Here is a 16335-nt window from a genome sequence, read left to right as displayed (position 1 = left end):
GTGCGGTCGGGGTGGAGGCCCCGCCGCTTGTGGCCTAGCGTGACGGCATGAGCCCCGCACGACTCCTCCCGCTGCTCCTCGTGTCCCTCGTCCTTCCGGCCTGCGCCGCCCGGCAGGTGCGCCCGGAGGGAGCCATCCGCAAGGTGGTGGTGGTGTCGGGCTCGCGCGTGGACGTGCTGCCCACGGGTTCGTTCCGCCAGGACATCATCGGGGAGAGCAACCCGCGCACGGTGCTGGCCCGGCAGACGGAGGCGGAGCTCCTCTCGCGCGGCTTCGAGGTCGTGGCCACGCGCCAGTCCCAGGCCCCGGTGCCGCTCACGGACGAGGTGGCGTCCTTCATCCAGCAGAACAAGGCCGAGGCCGCGGTGGTGGTCATCCTGGACTGGCTGGACGTGTCCGGCGCGTCGGTGCTCAACCGGGTGGACGTGGTGCTGCGGCTGGGCATGGTGGACCCCAACGGCCAGGTGCTCTGGACGGACACGTTCCGCTCGCAGCCGGTGGTGAGCGCCTACCAGTCCGCGACGGACTGGAACTCGTTCCTGCGCCGGGCCGTCATCGACGCGGTGCAGGTGGTGCCGTGACATGCGGGTGCTGGTGACGGGCGCCGCGGGCTTCATCGGTGCCCACGTCTGCGAGCGGCTCCTCTCCCGGGGCGACACGGTGGTGGGCCTGGACGCGCTGGACGCGGCCCCCGGGGACGTGGCGCTGCGGCGCTCGCGCCTCCAGCGGCTGGCCGGCGCGCGCGGCTTCACGTTCCTCTCCGGGGACATCACCGACGCGGCCCGGCTGGGACAGGCGTTCACGGCCGCGCGTCCGGAGGGCGTGGTGCACCTGGCCGCGCGCGTGGGCGTGCGGGCCCCGGACGCGGAGGCCCCGGCGTACGCGGACACCAACGTGACGGGCTTCGTGCGCGTGCTGGAGGCCTGCCGCGAGGCGCGCGTCCAGCACCTCGTCTACGCGTCCTCCAGCTCCGTGTACGGCGCGGCCACGCCCGCTCCGTTCCGCGAGGACGCGCCCGTGGATCAGCCGCTCAACCTCTACGGCGCCACCAAGCGCGCCAACGAGCTGATGGCGCACGCGTACAGCCACCTGCACCGGCTGCCCACCAGCGGCCTGCGCTTCTTCACGGTCTACGGCCCGTGGGGACGCCCGGACATGGCGCCGCTCTTGTTCCTGCGCGCGCTGGCGAACGGTGAGCCCTTCCGGCTGCACGGCGACGGGCGGATGCGGCGCGACTTCACCTTCGTGGACGACGTGGCGGAGGCCGTGCTGCGCGTGCTGGACCGCCCGCCGTCGGGGAGCCCGCCGCACCGGCTGCTCAACGTGGGCCATGGCGAGCCGGTGGCGCTGGGGGACTTCGTGGGCCTGCTGGAGCGGCACTGGGGCGCGAAGGCCCGCGTGACGTCCGTGCCCTCGGCGCCCGCGGAGATGGTCTCCACGTGGGCGGACACCTCGCGGCTGGAGGCGGAGACGGGCTTCCGGCCGCGCGTGTCCGTGGACGCGGGCGTGGCCCGGCTGGTGGCGTGGTACCGCGAGTGGAGCGCCGACCGGGGCTCGTGAAGACCCCGGCCGGCGCCCGCGCGTCCTACGTACCGCGGCGTGTGGCTACGGCAGCACCGCGAGGAAGTTCTCGACGAAGGCGTTGTTGTCCTCGCGCAGCTCCGTCACCCACCGCTGAGCGTCCACCAGCGCGCCCAGGTAGAACAGCCCGGAGCCCTGGTAGCCGGGCAGCGTGTCCGCGGAGGTCAGGAGCTGACGCGTCGTGCAGGCCCCCGCCTCCAGGGAGCCCACGTCCAGCTCGCCCAGGGGCACCTGGATGGAGGCGTCCGGCATCTCGTCCGAGAACGCCAGGGTGGGCTGGGTGGAGAGCAGGAGCTCCACCTGGCTGTTCCACGTCGAGGGCTGCGTGCCCTGGTTGCAGACCGTCACGGTGGTGGTGAACATCTCACCCCCACGCACGGCGAACGGCGCGGTGACTTCCGTGACGACCAGGTCCGGCGCGAACCCCACGCCGATGCGGCCCCGCACGAAGGCGTTGTTGTCCGTGCGCAGCTCGTCGTTGAAGCTCCAGGCGCGCACGATGGCTCCCAGGAAGAGGGGCGCTTCCGGCTCCGTGGCGGGCGCATCGGCGTGGAAGGAGCCTTCCTTCGTGATGCATGCGTTCGCGGGCAGGGACGGAATGTCCGCCGTTCCCGCCAGGGACACGCCGGAGCCCGGCTCGGGGAACCCTTCGAGGGAGTCCAGCTCCGGCGGGGTGGAGTCCGTGGAGAGGAAGAACTCCACCATCTGGGAGGCGGAGGGCTGAGTGCCCTGGTTGCAGACGGTGACGGGCACCTGCGCCTGTCCACTGGGTTCGATGTTCGCCGGCCCGCCGATCGCGGTGATGACGAGGTCCGGCGCGTTCCCTACGCCCACGCGCGGCCCGACGAAGGTGTTGTTGTCCTTGCGCACCTCCGGGTTGCTCCAGTTCCGGTCCACCGTGGCCGCCACGTAGTACGGGCGCGGCTCCCCGCTCATGGACCCGTAGATGTGGCTGGTCAGCGGCGTGGTGACGCAGGTGTGCGCGGCCAGCGAGGGGAGGGTGAACTCGCCCATGGACTCCTCGTAGGGCACCGGGGGCGCGTTCTGCGGAGTCATGGACAGCTCGGGATGGGTCAGCAGTTGCAGCGTCACCGACACGCTGCCCGAGGAGGACTGGGAGCCCTGGTTGCAGACCGTCACGGTGGTGGTGAAGGTCTCGTCCGGAACGATGCTGGCGGGCGTCTTCAGCGCGGTGATGACCAGGTCGGCCTCCGTCCCCACGCCCAGGCGCCCCTTCACGAAGACGTTGTTGTCCTCGCGCAGCTCCGTCCGCATCTGGCTCATATCCACGGCGGCGCTCAGGTACAGGGACTGCTCCGGTGACGCGCCCGCGGGCCGCTCGGCGGACACCATCCCCAGGGTGCTCACGCACTGCCCGGCCTGGAGCGGCGCGACGTTCAGGAACCCCGCCACGTACTGGCTGGAGTTGGGGAACGGTGCCGGCGCGTCCTGCGGAGGCAGGTTCCAGGTCTCCTCCGTGGACACGACGAGCGCCACCTCGGAGGAGTTCATGGGTTCGGTGCCCACGTTGCAGACGCGCACGGTGGCGGCGAACGGCTCCCACGGCGCGACGGTGGAGGGGGCCTCCACGGAGGTGACCACCAGGTCCGGCCCATGGCCCACGCTCAGGGGGCCCGCCACGCGGGTGTTGTTGTCCCAGCGCAGCTCGTGCGTCATCGCCTCCGGGTTGACGACGGCCCCCAGATACAGCGGGCGGTACGGAACCGCGTCGGGCGGCGCATCCGCCCACCCGGAGATCTCCCGCGTGGTGCAGCCCCCCGGGGCCAGCGGCGGCAGGGACGCGTCCCCCACGAACCTCTGGCCTCCCATCGACATGGGCGGGGACGCCATCGGCTCCGGCGCCGGCAGGGTGTCGTCCACGCTCAGGTAGAGCGCCACGCGCGCGCTGCCACCCAGCGGCTGTGTGCCCACGTTGCAGACCTTCACCTTGCTGGTGAAGGAGCTCCCGGGCCGCACGCTGGCGGGCCCCTGGATGTCGGTGATGACGAGGTCCGGCCCATCGCCCATGCCGACGATGCCCGCGGCGAAGCCGTTGTTGTCCACGCGCGACTCGAACCCCGGCATGTCCACGACCGCGCTCAGATTCAGGGGCCGCTCGAGCGGCACGGGCATCCAGTCAACAGGACGCGAGGCGTGGAACGTGGATCGCTGGGTCGTGCACTGCCCGGCCCCAAGCGTCGGGTAGGGCTGGGCGCGGCCCTGGGAGGCATAGGCCCGCGGGAGCTCCGCGAACACGGGGGCCGCCGGATACGGCCGCGACGCGGGTGGCTCGGCCTCCGTGGAGAGGAACAGCGAGACCCCATAGCCATACACGGAGGAGGCGCCCTGGTTGCAGACCGTATAGGTCGCGCTGAAGGGCTGGCCGTCACGGACGTTCGCGGGAGCGCGCACGTCCTTGATCACCAGGTCCGGTTCCGGTCCCGTGCCCACCAGCCCCTGGATGAACGTGTTGTTGTCCTCGTTCAGCTCCTGGACGCTCCGGAACGCGTCGATGGCCGCGCCCAGGTACAGGGGCTGACCCTGCTGCGCCTCCATGGGCAGGTTGTGGTAGGCGTTCACCCGCACCGTCTGGCACTGGCCGGCGGACAGGTAGGACACGTTCGCCACGCCCACGGATGCCTGGGTCTGCACGGGGGCGGGCCCGGACGACGGCGGGAGCGTCACCTCGGCTTCCGTGGAGAGGTAGAGCTCCAGGGAGGCGTATCCATACATGGAGCCCGTGCCCACGTTGCAGACCTTCGCCTCGACGGGGAACGAATAGGAATCCGGGAGGTGGGCGGGGCCCTTGAGCGACCGCACCACCAGGTCGGGGCCATGACCCACGCCCACGGTGCCCTTCGTGAAGGTGTTGTTGTCGTCACGCAGCTCCTGGACGGACTGCATCCCGTCCACGCGCGCGCCCAGGTACAGCGGCGTGCCCGGCTGGAAGGCCGGGGGCGGGGACGCGGAGCCGGACACCGGCAGCGTGACACACCGTCCGGCGTCCAGCCCCGGCGCCTGCACCTGGCCGATGAAGGACTCCGTCTGGGAGCCGGGCTGCTGCGAGGCGGCCAGCGAGGCCTCCGTGGACAGGAGCACCTTCGCGCGCACGTCCGTGGCCCGGTCCGTGCCCACGTTGCACACCGTCACGGAGCCGGAGAGATGCGTCCCCGGATCGATGTTCGTGGGCCCCGTCACGTCGGTGACCACCAGGTCGGCCTGGTTGCCCAGGCTCAACCGGCCCGCGACGCGCGTGTTGTTGTCCTCGCGCAGTTCGCCCTGCTGCTCCGGGTTGACGATGGCGCCCACGTACAGCGGCTGCCCGGGCTGCGTGGCCGCCGGGGGAAGCTGGGGGAACGCCGGCACCCGGACCGTGAGGCAGCGGTCCGCCTCCAGCGGCGGCACGATCATCACGCCCACCTTCACCTGGGTATCCGTCGGCGCACCCGGCGTGGGAAGGCTCAGGGCGTCCAGCGTGGAGAGGTAGATCTCCGCGCTGGAGTAGGACGAGGGCTCCGTGCCCACATTGCAGACGCGCACGTCGGCGAGGAAGGAATCTCCCGGCCGGACGCTCGCGGGCGTCTTCACCTCGGAGACCACGAGGTCCGGGCCCATGCCCACGCCCATCAGGCCGCGCACGAAGCCGTTGTTCGTCTCATCCAGCTCCGCCACGGCCTGCCCCGTGTCGACGCTGGCGCCCAGATAGAAGGCGGTGCCGGGCTGCCCGGGAGGCACCTGCGCGTGGGCGGTCACGGTGCGCGTGACGCACTGCTGGGGCTCCAGCGGCCCCACCTCCTTTTCGCCCACGGTGACCTGCTGGGTCGGGGGCGGAGCGTTGGGGTCGGGCACCTGCTGGGTCGCGGTCGTGGACAGGTACAGCTGCACGAACGTGCCGCCGCTCTGGGGATACGCGGCCGCGGAGCCCTGGTTGCAGACCTTCACGCTGGCGGTGAAGTCATGTCCGTCGCGAACGCTGTCGGGGGCGCGCAGCGCGGTGATGACCAGGTCCGGACCGTGGTCCAATGGATGGCTTTGACCGCGGGCGGGGTTCGTGTTGGACGACGCGCCTTCACTTCCACAGCCAGTGATGACGAGCGTGCCCGCGATGAGCAGACACGCGTGTCTCCATGACGGCGAGTGCCGTTGCATGTGTTCTCCTTGGGGGTATGTGAAATCGACGAGGCGCCGGCAGCCGGGCCGGGTCCGACGCTGGTCGGACACTAAATGCATGCCCTGACATGCGAAAAGCCAAGGCGCCGCATCCCCGAATGACAAACGCCGGCCGGGGTTCTTGAAGACCCCGGCCGGCGAGTGCCATCTCAAGCGTCAGGGAATCCTCCCTGGAAGAACCCCCTTACGGCACCTGGCCAATGGGCATGGCCATGGTCAGCCCATTGTTGTCCTCGATGAGCTCCAGCACCTGGTTCTGCGAGTCGATGATGGCGCCCAGGTAGAGGGACTGTCCGGGCATGGCCGGGTAGGGACGCATGAGGCTGCCCTGCACCGGCAGCGTGGTGCACGCGCCCGCGCCGAGCGGGGGCACCCCGAGGCCGCCCACGGAGTTCTGCACCTGGGTGTACGCCTGCTGGCCCGGGCCGGGCACGTAGAGGGACTTCTCCGGGGTGATGATCAGCTCCAACAGTACGGAGCCGTACGTGGACGTGTTTCCCTCGTTGCAGACCGTCACCTGCGCGTTGAAGGAGCTGTACAGCGGCAGGTTCGTGGGCGCCGTCACCGAGCGCACCACCAGGTCCGGGCCGGCGCCCATGACGAGCCGTGACGTCACGCGGGTGTTGTTGTCCTCGCGCAGCTCCATCACCTGGTTGGCGCTGTCCACGCGGGCTCCCAGGTAGAGCGGGCTGTTGGGATCCGCCAGGTAGGGCGGAGGCGTGGGACCGCTGATGGGCCCGGTCACGCACTGGCCCGCGGGCAGCGACGACAGGGACACCACGCCCACCACGGACTCGGACGGCGCGGGGGGCGGGGACTGCGTGGACAGCGTCTGCTCCATCGCGATGACGCCCATCAGCTGGAAGGGACCCGCCGTCTCCGTCCCCACGTTGCACACCGTCACGTTCAGCGCGACGGGGCCCCAGGGGATGGCGGTGGAGGGGCCGGTGACGTCCGTCACCACCAGGTCCGGGCCATTGCCAATGACGAGCGGGCCGGCGGCGCGGGTGTTGTTGTCCTCGCGCAGCTCCACCAGCTGCTGGCCCACGTCCGCGATGGCCGCCAGGTACAGCGGCTGCGCCGGCGTGGTCCCCGGCGGAGGAGCGGAGACGTACACCGTCTTCGGGTACAGCGCGCAGGCGCCCGGCTGAAGCGATGACACCTCCACCGTGCCCACCGGCACCTGGGACGTCGGCGGCGGATTCTGGGTGGGCGGCGCCACCGTGGGCGTGGTGGACAGGAAGAGGCCCACCGTGGAGGGCGGCGCGTACTGGGTGCCCTCGTTGCAGACCTTCACGTCCGTCCACAGCGACGTGCCGGGCTTGAGGCTGGCGGGCGCCGTCAGCGTGCGCACGACGAGGTCCGGGCCGGACCCCAGCCCGATGCGGGACAGGGCGGACACGTTGTTGTCCTCGCGCAGCTCCAGGAGCGACGCGCGCGGATCCACCACCGCGCCCACGTACAGCGTCGGGTTCGGCATGGCCGTCCCGCCGGGCACGACGGGATAGCCGTCCACCTGGCGGGTGAAGCACTCACGCGGCTCCAGCGCCGGCACCTGGACCGACCCCATCATCATGGCGGACATGGGCGGCGGACCGGACGGCGCGATGACCAGCGAGGGCTCGTTCGTGACGTAGACCTCCAGCGGCACGTCCGTGGAGCGCGCCGTGCCCTGGTTGCAGACCTTCGCGGACACCGTGAATGGGGCATAGGACGGCGCGTTGGTGGGGACGTCCAGCGAGACGACGGTGAGGTCCGGGGCATTTCCCACGCCCACCAGTGTGTCCGCGCGGGTGTTGTTGTCCTCGCGCAGCTCCGGCACGCTCCGGGACGGGTTCACGATGGCGCCCAGGTACAGGGGCTGCTCATAGAGGCTCGTGGGCGGCCGGTAGGCGGGGCCCTGCACCGTGCGGGTGGTGCACTGGCCCGCGGGCAGCGACGGCACGGAGGCGCTCCCCACCGGGGCCTCGGTCGGGGGACGGGGCTGCGTCGACGGGGCCGCCAGCGACGGCACCGTGGACAGCACCACCTTCACGTCGAAGTTGGAGGCGGATTGGAAGCCCGTGTTGCACACCGTCACCGCCGCCTGGAGCGGGTCGCCCTGGCGCACGCTCGCGGGCCCCGTCACGGAGCGGACCACGAGGTCCGCGGCGGTGCCCACGCCCACCAGCCCCTGGATGAACGTGTTGTTGTCCTCGCGCAGCTCCTGCAACTGCCCCTGCGGATCCGCGATGGCGCCCAGGTACAGGGGCGTGCCCGGCGGCACCGGCGTGGAGGGCATCAGGACGTTGCCAAGGATGGGCACCTCCCGGCACTGCCCAGCGGGCACATTGCCAATGTCCGCGCCGCCAATCATCGACTGCGTGGAGGGGGACGGGACGGACGACGACGGCACCGTCAACCCGTTCACCGTGGACAGGTACAGCTGCACGGGGACGTTGGTGCTGGTCGTCGCGCTCCGGTTGCACACCGTCGCGGTGGCGCTGAAGGACTGGCCTGGCGCCAGGTTCGCCGGCGCGTCCACCCGGGTGACGACCAGGTCGGCCCGGATGCCCACGCCCATCAGGCCGCGGACGAAGAGGTTGTTGGTCTCATCCGACTCCTGCACCACCCGGGACGTGTCGACGCCGGCTCCCAGGTAGTAGACGGCGTTGCCATTGAACCCCGAGGGCGGGCTGACGAAGATGTCCAGCGAACGGGTCACGCACTGGCCGGCGGACACCGGCCCCACGTCCGTCTGACCCTGGGTGAGCTGGACGGAGGAGGGCGGCATCCCCGGCTCGGGCAACTGCTGCGTGGGCGTGGTGGACAGGTACACCTGGAGCTGGGGGGTGCTGGAGTACACGGGCTGGTCACCGGTGTTGCAGACCTTCGCGGTGACGGTGATGGGCTGCCCGGGCGTCGCGTTGTCCGGAGCCGTCAGCTCCGTGATGCGCAGGTCCGGGCCGGGGACGAGCGCACCGGCCTGCTGCGCCATCGCGGGGGCTTCCTCCGGGGTGGAACCGCTGGAACAGCCGGTGAGCGCGAGCGCGCCCGTGATGAAGAGACACGAATGCCGCCATGGCGGCGTACGCCGAGACATACGGACTCCTGGAATGGGGGGAGAAGACGGTACAGGCCCGGTGTGACATCCACCGGGCCTGCACGCCTTTTCTAGGAGTGAAACACCGGGACGAATAACAAGTTTCAGTGTTTTCCGGACAGAGTCTGTTTCACTCCACCTCCACGCGTCCGTTCGCCACGAGCCAGCGCGTGGTGGTGCAGGAGCGGGCGAAGGGCGCGTCGTGGGTGACGAGCAGCAGCGCGCCCGGGTAGTCGTGCAGCGCCGCCTCCAGCCGTTCGATGGATGGCAGGTCCAGGTGGTTGGTGGGCTCGTCCAGCACCAGGGCCCAGGCGTGCTGGCCCAGGCCGCGCGCGATGGCCAGCTTGCGCGCCTCGCCGGGTGACGGCTGCTCGGACGCGAGCAGCCGGTGCGGATCCACCCCCAGCGCGGCCACCAGGGACATCACCCGGCCGCGCTCCTCCGGGGGCAGCTCGCGCACCGTGTCCAGCAGGGCGCGCGTCTCCTCCGCGCCCAGGTCCTGGGGCAGGTACAGGAGCTTCTCGCGAGGCACGCGCGACTGCTCCAGCAGGGCCTTCAGGAGCGTCGTCTTGCCGGCGCCGTTGGGGCCCTCGATGCGGATGCGCGCCTCGCGGTCCACGTCCAGGCGCGTGGGGCCCAGCACCTCCACGTCGCCGGCCTTCAGGCCCGGCGTGTCGAAGGTGAAGAGCCACGGGTTGGGCGAGCGCACGTAGTCCACGAACACGGAGCGGCCCACCGTCTTGTCCACGGTGAAGCTGCCCACCGCGGCCTCGGCGCGCTCCAGCTCGCGGCGCTTCACGGTGACCTGGTGACCCAGGCGGGACTCGGCCCAGCTGGCCAGCGTGGAGGGCCCCAGGCCGCGCGCGTCGCTGTCGTACTTGTTGCGCATCCGCCGCGACGTGCTGCGCGACAGGGTGGCGCCCTGGTGCTCGCGCCGGGCGTTGTCCAGGAGCTGCGCGGCCCGGTCCCGCTCCGCCTTGGACTGCTGGTGGGAGGCGATCTCCGCCTCTCGCTCCGCCTCCCAGTGGCCCTTCGCGGCGGAGTAGGCGCCCGGGTACAGGTGCGCCTCGCCGCCGTGCACGCGCAGCGTGGCCTGGGTGAGCGTCTCCAAGAACTCGCGGTCATGGGACACGACGACGCCCACGCCCCGGAAGCGGCGCAGCGCGGCCACCAGCCACGCTCTCGCCTCCGCGTCCAGGTGGTTGGTGGGCTCATCCAGCAGCAGCACGTCCGGCTCGCGGGCGAGCGCCGCGCCCACCTGCCAGCGCTTGCGCTCTCCCGGAGACAGCGTGGGCCAGCGCTCCAGCGCGGTGACGTCCAGGCCCAGCTGGCCCTGGAGCCTGCGCGCCAGCGCGTCCCAGGCGTCCGCGAAGGCGGTGATGTCGGGCGTGAGCGCCTCCACGCCCTGCGGACACAGGCACACGAGCGGCGAGTCCGGCTCGAACTGGAGCTGCCCGGACGTGGGCGTCAGCTCCCCGGACAACAGCCGCAGCAGGGTGGACTTGCCGGCGCCGTTGGGGCCGACGAGGCCCGTCCAGCCGGGGGCGAGGTGGAACTCCACGTCGGTGAGGACGGGGATGGCATCGGTGAACGAAAAGCAGACGCGGTGCGCGCGCACGGAGGAGGACGAGGGCATGTTGAAGCGACTCCTGAAACCGGAAGCCAGCGCACACGCCCGGTGAGGGCGCGCGGCGGCGGGGTACAGCTGGGGACCGGGGTTTCAGGCGAACAGCTTCAAGGTTCCGCGTACCTCGTTCAGGGGAAGAGCTCTGACCTCTCCCCACGTGGACAGCCGGTGCTTCAGGTGCAGCATGCGGCACCGCCCGGGCGGATGACAAGGCCGGGGCGCGTGCCGTGACACGGGCACCGACGGGGAAACGCCGGTGCCCTGACAACGATTCCCGCGCTACTCGTCAGACGGCGGCTGCACCCGGCGCGTGGCGGGGAGGGTGGCGCTCGCGGCGGCGTTCCGGGCCAGGGCCTGGGCGCTCAGCGCGGCGGCCGACGGGGCGCGGGGCGGAAGCTGGGGCGCGGCGGCCGGGGCGTCGTCCTTGGCGAAGACCTCCTTCAGCGTGGCGATGGAGCCCAGCGCGGCGGTGGCCTCGTAGGGGACGAACATCTTGTTGTCGCCCTTGCCCAGCTCCTGGAGCGTCTCCAGGTAGCGCAGCGCGAGCACCTCCGGCGTGGCCCGGCCGGTGTGGATGGCCTCGAAGGTGAGGCGGGTGGCCTCGGCCTTGCCCTCGGCCTCCAGCATCACGGCGCGCTTGTGGCCCTCCGCGCGGGCGATCTCCGCGTCGCGCTCCGCCTCCGCGCGCAGGATGCGGGAGATCTTCTCGCCTTCGGCCTGGAGGATGGCGGCGGCCTTGTCACCCTCGGCCTTGGTGACCTCCGCGCGGCGCTCGCGCTCGGCCGTCATCTGCTTGGCCATGGCGGACTTGATGGCCTGGGGCGGTTCAATCTCGCGCAGCTCCACGCGCGTCACCTTCACGCCCCACTTCTCCGTGGCCTCGTCCAGCACCATGCGCAGCTTGGTGTTGACCGTCTCGCGGCTCGTCAGCGTCTGGTCCAGCGTGAGGCCGCCCATGACGTTGCGCAGGTTCGTCATGGTGAGCTGCTCGATGGCGAGCGCCAGGTTCTCCACCTGGTAGAGCGCCCGGCCGGGATCGACGATCTGGTAGTAGATGACCGAGCCCACCTCCATGTTGACGTTGTCATGGGTGATGACCTGGACGGTCTCGAAGCCCATGACCTGCTCGCGCAGATCCACCAGGGTGTTGCGCGTGAAGCGGTTGCCGGCGCGCATCTCCATGGCGCGCGGGCTGTCCATGAAGGGGATGAGGATGTTGAGGCCGCTGGAGGCCACGCGGTGGAACTTCCCCAGCCGCTCCACGACCATCACCTTGGCCTGGGGAACGATGCGCACACCGGTGACGATCCCGAACACGACGGCGGCGGCCGCGACGAGCAGAACAATGGTCAGTCCCATCCTGCGTTCTCCTTCTTCTGCCGCGCTGGTTGCAGCGCGACTTCGTGGGACGCCGACGGGCGTCGCACCCACAACTTGAGGCCTTCGATCTGCTCCACGGTGACGCGCTCGCCCTCGGGCAGGGGCCCGGACAGGGAGCGCGCCATCCACAACTCTCCGTTGATGCGCACGGTGCCCCCATGCCCGTCCGACAGCGCCTCCATCACCACGGCCTCCTGGCCCAGCATCGCCTCCACGCCCGTCTTCAAGTGCACGGCGTCCCGCATGAAAACGTTCTTGAAGATGGTGCGGGACGCGCCGAAGAGGACGGCGGACACCAGGGTGAAGGCGAAGAGCTGGCTGTTGAGGCCCAGGCCCGCCCCGGCCATCAGGGAGGCCATCAGCGCGCCCACGGCGAGCCAGAGCGTCACGAAGCCGGAGAGCTTGATCTCCAGCACGCCCAGGACGATGGCGGCGATCAGCCAGAGCTGCCAGGCGGTGGTGTCCATGGGGTCCTTGTTTGGCAGCGGCCTTGGCCCCCTGTCAAACCGGGCAGCCGAGCATCCGGAATCAATCAAAACGGAGGGTGGGTTCCGGGCAAGGGCCTAAGGGGGTCCAAGCCGGGAGAAAAGCAGATGCCATACCTGTCCATCCGTGGTGCACGACTGTACTACGAGGACACGGGGGGAAGCGGGGAGCCGGTGCTTTTCAGCCACGGGCTGCTCTGGGACTCCCGTCTGTTCCACCGGCAGGTGGAGGCCCTGAGGGGCCACTACCGCTGCATCGTGTACGACCACCGGGGCCAGGGGATGAGCGAGCCCCCGCCCGGCGACTCGGTCATCGACCTGCGCACCGTGTACGAGGACGCGGTGGCCGTCATCCAGGCGCTGGGGCTGGCGCCGTGCCACTTCGTGGGCCAGTCCATGGGTGGCTTCGTGGGGCTGAGGCTGGCCGCCCGGCACCCGGAGCTCCTGCGCTCGCTGGCTCTCCTGGACTCGTCCGCCGCGGCGGAGCTGCCGCTGACGCTGGCGCGCTACCGGGTGCTGACGACGCTCACGCACTGGCTGGGGCTGAGGCCGGTGGTGGACCGGATCATGTCGCTCTACTTCGGGCGCACGTTCATGAGGGATCCGGAGCGCGCCGCGGAGCGGGCGTTGTTGCGCCGGCAGCTGGTGGCGAACCCGCGCGCGGTGTGGCGCGCCATGCAGGGCGTCATCCACCGCCGCAGCGTGGAGGGGGAGCTGCACCGCATCCAGACGCCGACCCTGGTGCTGGTGGGGGAGGAGGACGCGGTGACGGTGCCGGCGGTGGCGGAGCGGCTGCACCAGCGCATCCGGGGCGCGCGGCTCAAGCGGCTGAGCTGCGGCGGGCACATGTGCATCCTGGAGCAGCCCCAGGCGGTCAACGTCGCGCTGGGGGACTTCCTGGAGGAGGTGGAGCGCACCTCGCTCCAGGAAGAGGCGATGGCGGCGAGCGGCTGACCGGGTTGTTCACCCGGAGCCCAATGACAAATCAAACACCACTCCTGGAGCCGGTGGGGACACCGCTCCAGGAGCAGGAGCCGCAACGGCTATCAGCCCTGGGCCTGGTCGGCGGGGGCCCGGCAGACGGCTTCCGCGTCGTCAGCCTGGGCGGGCGCGGGCTGCTGCGCGGACGCCTGCGGCTCGGACGGGGCGATCATGAGGTCGCTGCAGATGCCGTAAGCGCCGCACGTGATGACTCGGCCATCGTAGCAGAGCAGGCTGCAGGAGCTGGTGGGCTGGCACTGCTCGAAGCATTCCGGGGGGATGGCGCTTGCGGTCAGCGGGAAGAGGAAGGAACCAACGGCGCCGACGAGAAGGGTCTTGATGAGTTTCATGGTGGAACTCCTGGCTGCATGGGTTGAACGGCGTCCAGCAGGAATTCATACGAAAACCAAAGGCTGTCCTGGTCATGGCTGGGCGCAAAAACAGTCCAAGAATGGAAAGGCTGGAAATATGCGCCAGTGCTGAAGGCAATGACGGGGCGTCCTTCTGATGGCAGCTCAAGGCAGGGATGGGGTCTGTCTTCACTCCGCGCATCTGGCACAACCCATGAAGTCGCCCGCTCGCGAAACGGAGATCCAATCTAGCGCCTGAACGCCCGCTCAGTATCTTGATCAGGTGTGAGCTATGCCGAGCTGGTCTGCCGGTCCCACTTCTCCTTCCTGCACGGCGCCTCCCATCCGGAGGAGCTGGTGGCCACCGCGGCCCGGCTGGGGCTGTCCGCGCTGGCGCTGACGGACAGGGACGGGCTCTACGGCGCGGTGAAGGCGCACCTCGCGGCGAAGGAGCACGGCGTGAAGCTGCTCCTGGGCGCGGAGCTGACGCTGGAGGACGGCCCGCCGGTGGTGGTGTACGCGAGGGACGCGACCGGGTACTCGAACCTGTGCCGGCTGGTGTCCCACGGCCGGATGACGCACCCCAAGGGGGAGGCGGGCGTGCCCTGGCGCAAGGTGGCGGAGCACGCGTCGGGGCTGCTCGCGCTGCTCCCGGGCCCCGCGCCGCTGGAGGCGGTGGCCCCGCTGGCGGAGGCGTTTCCCGGCGGCTTCCACGTGGGCCTGAGCCGCTCGCTGTCCGCGGGGGACGCGGCCCGGGAGGCGCGAGCGGAAGCGCTGGCCCGAGCGCTGGGCGTGCCGCTGGTGGTCCACAACGACGTGCACACGCACCACCGCGACCGGCAGGTGCTCCAGGACGTGCTCACGTCCATCCGCCACGGGGTGACGGTGGATCAGGCGGGCACGCGGCTGTTCCCGAACGCGGAGCGGACGCTGAAGTCCCCCGGGGACATGGCGCGGCTGTTCGCGGACCGGCCGGACGCGCTGGCGCGCACGGTGGAGCTGGCGTCGCGCTGCGAGGCGTCCCTGGACGCGCTGCACTACCGCTTCCCGGAGGAGGACCTGCCGCAAGGCCGCACGGCGGATGAGCACCTGCGGGTGCTCACGGAGGCGGGCCTGCGCACGCGCTATCCGGGAGGCGTGCCGCCCGCGGTGACGAAGCAGATCGACCACGAGCTGCGGCTCATCGCGGCGCTGGACTTCGCGGGGTACTTCCTGTCGCTGTGGGACATCGTGATGTTCGCGCGGGGGCGGGGCATCCTGTGCCAGGGGCGGGGCAGCGCGGCGAACTCGGCGGTCTGCTACGCGCTGGGGATCACCGCCATTGATCCGGTGCGGATGGGGCTCTTGTTCGAGCGCTTCCTCAGCATGGAGCGCAAGGAGCCGCCGGACATCGACGTGGACTTCGAGCACGAGCGGCGCGAGGAGGTGCTCCAGTACGTCTACGAGAAGCACGGCCGTCGCCACGCCGGCATGGTGTGCGAAGTCATCTGCTACCGGGGGCGGCTCGCGCTGCGCGAGGCGAGCAAGGCGCTGGGGCTGTCGTTGGATCAGGTGGACCGGCTGTCGCGGGTGGCGTCGTCGCACGGCTTCCAGGTGACGCAGGACGTGCTCCAGGAAGCGGGACTGTCACCGACGGACGGGCGGGTGCTGCGGACGCTGTCGGTGGCGAAGGAGCTGGAGGGCGTGCCCCGGCACCTGTCCATCCACGTGGGCGGCTTCGTGATGACGCGCGAGCCGCTGGTGGACCTGGTGCCGGTGGAGAACGCGGCGATGCCGGGCCGCACGGTCATCCAGTGGGAGAAGGACGACATCAACGCGGTGGGGCTCCTGAAGGTGGACCTGCTGGCGCTGGGCATGTTGACGGCGCTGTCGCGCTGCTTCGCCCTCATTCAAAAGCATTACGGCCGCGAGCTGTCCCTGGCCACGGTGCCGCCGGAGGATCCGAAGGTCTACGACATGCTGTGCAACGCGGACACGGTGGGCGTGTTCCAGATTGAGAGCCGCGCGCAGATGAACATGCTGCCGCGGCTCCAGCCCCGGGAGTTCTACGACCTGGTGGTGCAGATCGCCCTCATCCGGCCGGGGCCCATCGTGGGGAACATGGTGCACCCGTACCTGCGCCGGCGGCACGGCCAGGAGGCGGTGACGTACCCCAGCGAGGAGGTGCGCGGCATCCTCCAGAAGACGCTGGGCGTGCCGCTCTTCCAGGAGCAGGCGATGCGGCTCGCGATGGTGGCGGCGGGCTTCAGCGCGGGAGAGGCGGACGGCCTGCGGCGGGCGTTGAGCCACAAGCAGGCGGAGGCGCGCATCCTCCCGTACCGGGGCCGCTTCGTGGAGGGCTGCGAGGCGAAGGGCTACACGCGAAAGCAGGCGGAGGAGTGGTTCGACCACTTCCGGGGGTTCGCGCACTACGGGTTCCCGGAGAGCCACTCCGCGAGCTTCGCGTTGATTGCCTATGCGTCCAGCTGGCTGAAGTGCCACTACCCGGCGGCCTTCACGGCGGCGCTGCTCAATTCACAGCCCATGGGGTTCTACGCGCCGCACACGCTGGTGGCGGACGTGCAGCGGCACGGCGTGGAGGTGCGGCCGGTGGACGTGCGCCGCTCGAACTGGGACTGCACCTTGGAGGACGGGGCGGTGCGGCTGGGGTTGAGGATGGTGCGGGGGCTGGGCGAGTCC

At 70.8% G+C, this 16335-nt stretch carries 10 protein-coding genes; 4 read left to right on the top strand and 6 right to left on the bottom strand.

The window, feature by feature from the left end; translation table 11 throughout:
• Positions 1 to 47: 47 nt before the first annotated feature.
• Together D7W82_RS31375 and D7W82_RS31370 are read left to right on the top strand one after the other, a co-directional pair.
• Complete coding sequence (locus tag D7W82_RS31375) at positions 48 to 581, top strand: hypothetical protein (RefSeq protein ID WP_120621837.1); 534 nt, start codon at positions 48 to 50, stop codon at positions 579 to 581.
• Between the two features lies 1 nt (position 582).
• Complete coding sequence (locus tag D7W82_RS31370) at positions 583 to 1560, top strand: NAD-dependent epimerase/dehydratase family protein (protein ID WP_120621836.1); 978 nt, start codon at positions 583 to 585, stop codon at positions 1558 to 1560.
• 45 nt (positions 1561 to 1605) lie between these two features.
• On the opposite strand, the gene D7W82_RS31365 is transcribed toward D7W82_RS31370, so the two are convergent.
• The 5 genes from D7W82_RS31365 to D7W82_RS31345 all read right to left on the bottom strand — a co-directional run bounded on the left by D7W82_RS31365 (position 1606) and on the right by D7W82_RS31345 (position 12307).
• A complete protein-coding gene (locus tag D7W82_RS31365; RefSeq protein WP_158617763.1) occupies positions 1606 to 5730 on the bottom strand; it encodes a CARDB domain-containing protein in 4125 nt (1374 codons plus the stop codon).
• A 205-nt stretch (positions 5731 to 5935) separates the two neighbouring features.
• Positions 5936 to 8833 carry a CARDB domain-containing protein gene (locus D7W82_RS31360; RefSeq protein WP_120621834.1) on the bottom strand — a complete coding sequence of 966 codons (2898 nt, stop codon included), beginning with the start codon at positions 8831 to 8833 and terminating at the stop codon, positions 5936 to 5938.
• Between the two features lie 130 nt (positions 8834 to 8963).
• Positions 8964 to 10469, bottom strand: coding sequence for an ATP-binding cassette domain-containing protein (locus D7W82_RS31355; protein ID WP_120621833.1), 1506 nt, complete (start codon positions 10467 to 10469; stop codon positions 8964 to 8966).
• Between the two features lie 270 nt (positions 10470 to 10739).
• Positions 10740 to 11819 carry an SPFH domain-containing protein gene (locus tag D7W82_RS31350; RefSeq protein ID WP_120621832.1) on the bottom strand — a complete coding sequence of 360 codons (1080 nt, stop codon included), beginning with the start codon at positions 11817 to 11819 and terminating at the stop codon, positions 10740 to 10742.
• Positions 11810 to 12307 carry an NfeD family protein gene (locus D7W82_RS31345; protein ID WP_120621831.1) on the bottom strand — a complete coding sequence of 166 codons (498 nt, stop codon included), beginning with the start codon at positions 12305 to 12307 and terminating at the stop codon, positions 11810 to 11812. Before D7W82_RS31345 ends, D7W82_RS31350 begins: the two co-directional genes overlap by 10 nt.
• Before the next feature lie 126 nt (positions 12308 to 12433).
• Between D7W82_RS31345 and D7W82_RS31340 the strand changes: the two genes are divergently transcribed.
• Positions 12434 to 13279, top strand: a complete 846-nt coding sequence (locus D7W82_RS31340; protein WP_120621830.1) for an alpha/beta fold hydrolase — start codon at positions 12434 to 12436, stop codon at positions 13277 to 13279.
• A gap of 92 nt (positions 13280 to 13371) precedes the next feature.
• On the opposite strand, the gene D7W82_RS31335 is transcribed toward D7W82_RS31340, so the two are convergent.
• Positions 13372 to 13656, bottom strand: a complete 285-nt coding sequence (locus D7W82_RS31335; protein ID WP_120621829.1) for a hypothetical protein — start codon at positions 13654 to 13656, stop codon at positions 13372 to 13374.
• 285 nt (positions 13657 to 13941) lie between these two features.
• Between D7W82_RS31335 and D7W82_RS31330 the strand changes: the two genes are divergently transcribed.
• A partial coding sequence (locus D7W82_RS31330) for a DNA polymerase III subunit alpha (protein ID WP_120621828.1) occupies positions 13942 to 16335 on the top strand: 2394 nt, incomplete at its 3' end.

The sequence above is a fragment of the Corallococcus sp. CA049B genome (assembly GCF_003611685.1).
Classification (GTDB): Bacteria; Myxococcota; Myxococcia; order Myxococcales; family Myxococcaceae; genus Corallococcus; species Corallococcus coralloides.
This window is presented reverse-complemented; position numbering and strand designations above follow the sequence as displayed.

Coding starts and splice junctions, on each gene's coding strand:
- D7W82_RS31335 (WP_120621829.1), bottom strand. CDS start 13,656: ATGAAACTCATCAAGACCCTTCTCGTCGGCGCCGTTGGTTCCTTCCTC.
- D7W82_RS31355 (WP_120621833.1), bottom strand. CDS start 10,469: ATGCCCTCGTCCTCCTCCGTGCGCGCGCACCGCGTCTGCTTTTCGTTC.
- D7W82_RS31375 (WP_120621837.1), top strand. CDS start 48: ATGAGCCCCGCACGACTCCTCCCGCTGCTCCTCGTGTCCCTCGTCCTT.
- D7W82_RS31365 (WP_158617763.1), bottom strand. CDS start 5,730: ATGCAACGGCACTCGCCGTCATGGAGACACGCGTGTCTGCTCATCGCG.
- D7W82_RS31340 (WP_120621830.1), top strand. CDS start 12,434: ATGCCATACCTGTCCATCCGTGGTGCACGACTGTACTACGAGGACACG.
- D7W82_RS31360 (WP_120621834.1), bottom strand. CDS start 8,833: ATGTCTCGGCGTACGCCGCCATGGCGGCATTCGTGTCTCTTCATCACG.
- D7W82_RS31345 (WP_120621831.1), bottom strand. CDS start 12,307: ATGGACACCACCGCCTGGCAGCTCTGGCTGATCGCCGCCATCGTCCTG.
- D7W82_RS31370 (WP_120621836.1), top strand. CDS start 583: ATGCGGGTGCTGGTGACGGGCGCCGCGGGCTTCATCGGTGCCCACGTC.
- D7W82_RS31350 (WP_120621832.1), bottom strand. CDS start 11,819: ATGGGACTGACCATTGTTCTGCTCGTCGCGGCCGCCGCCGTCGTGTTC.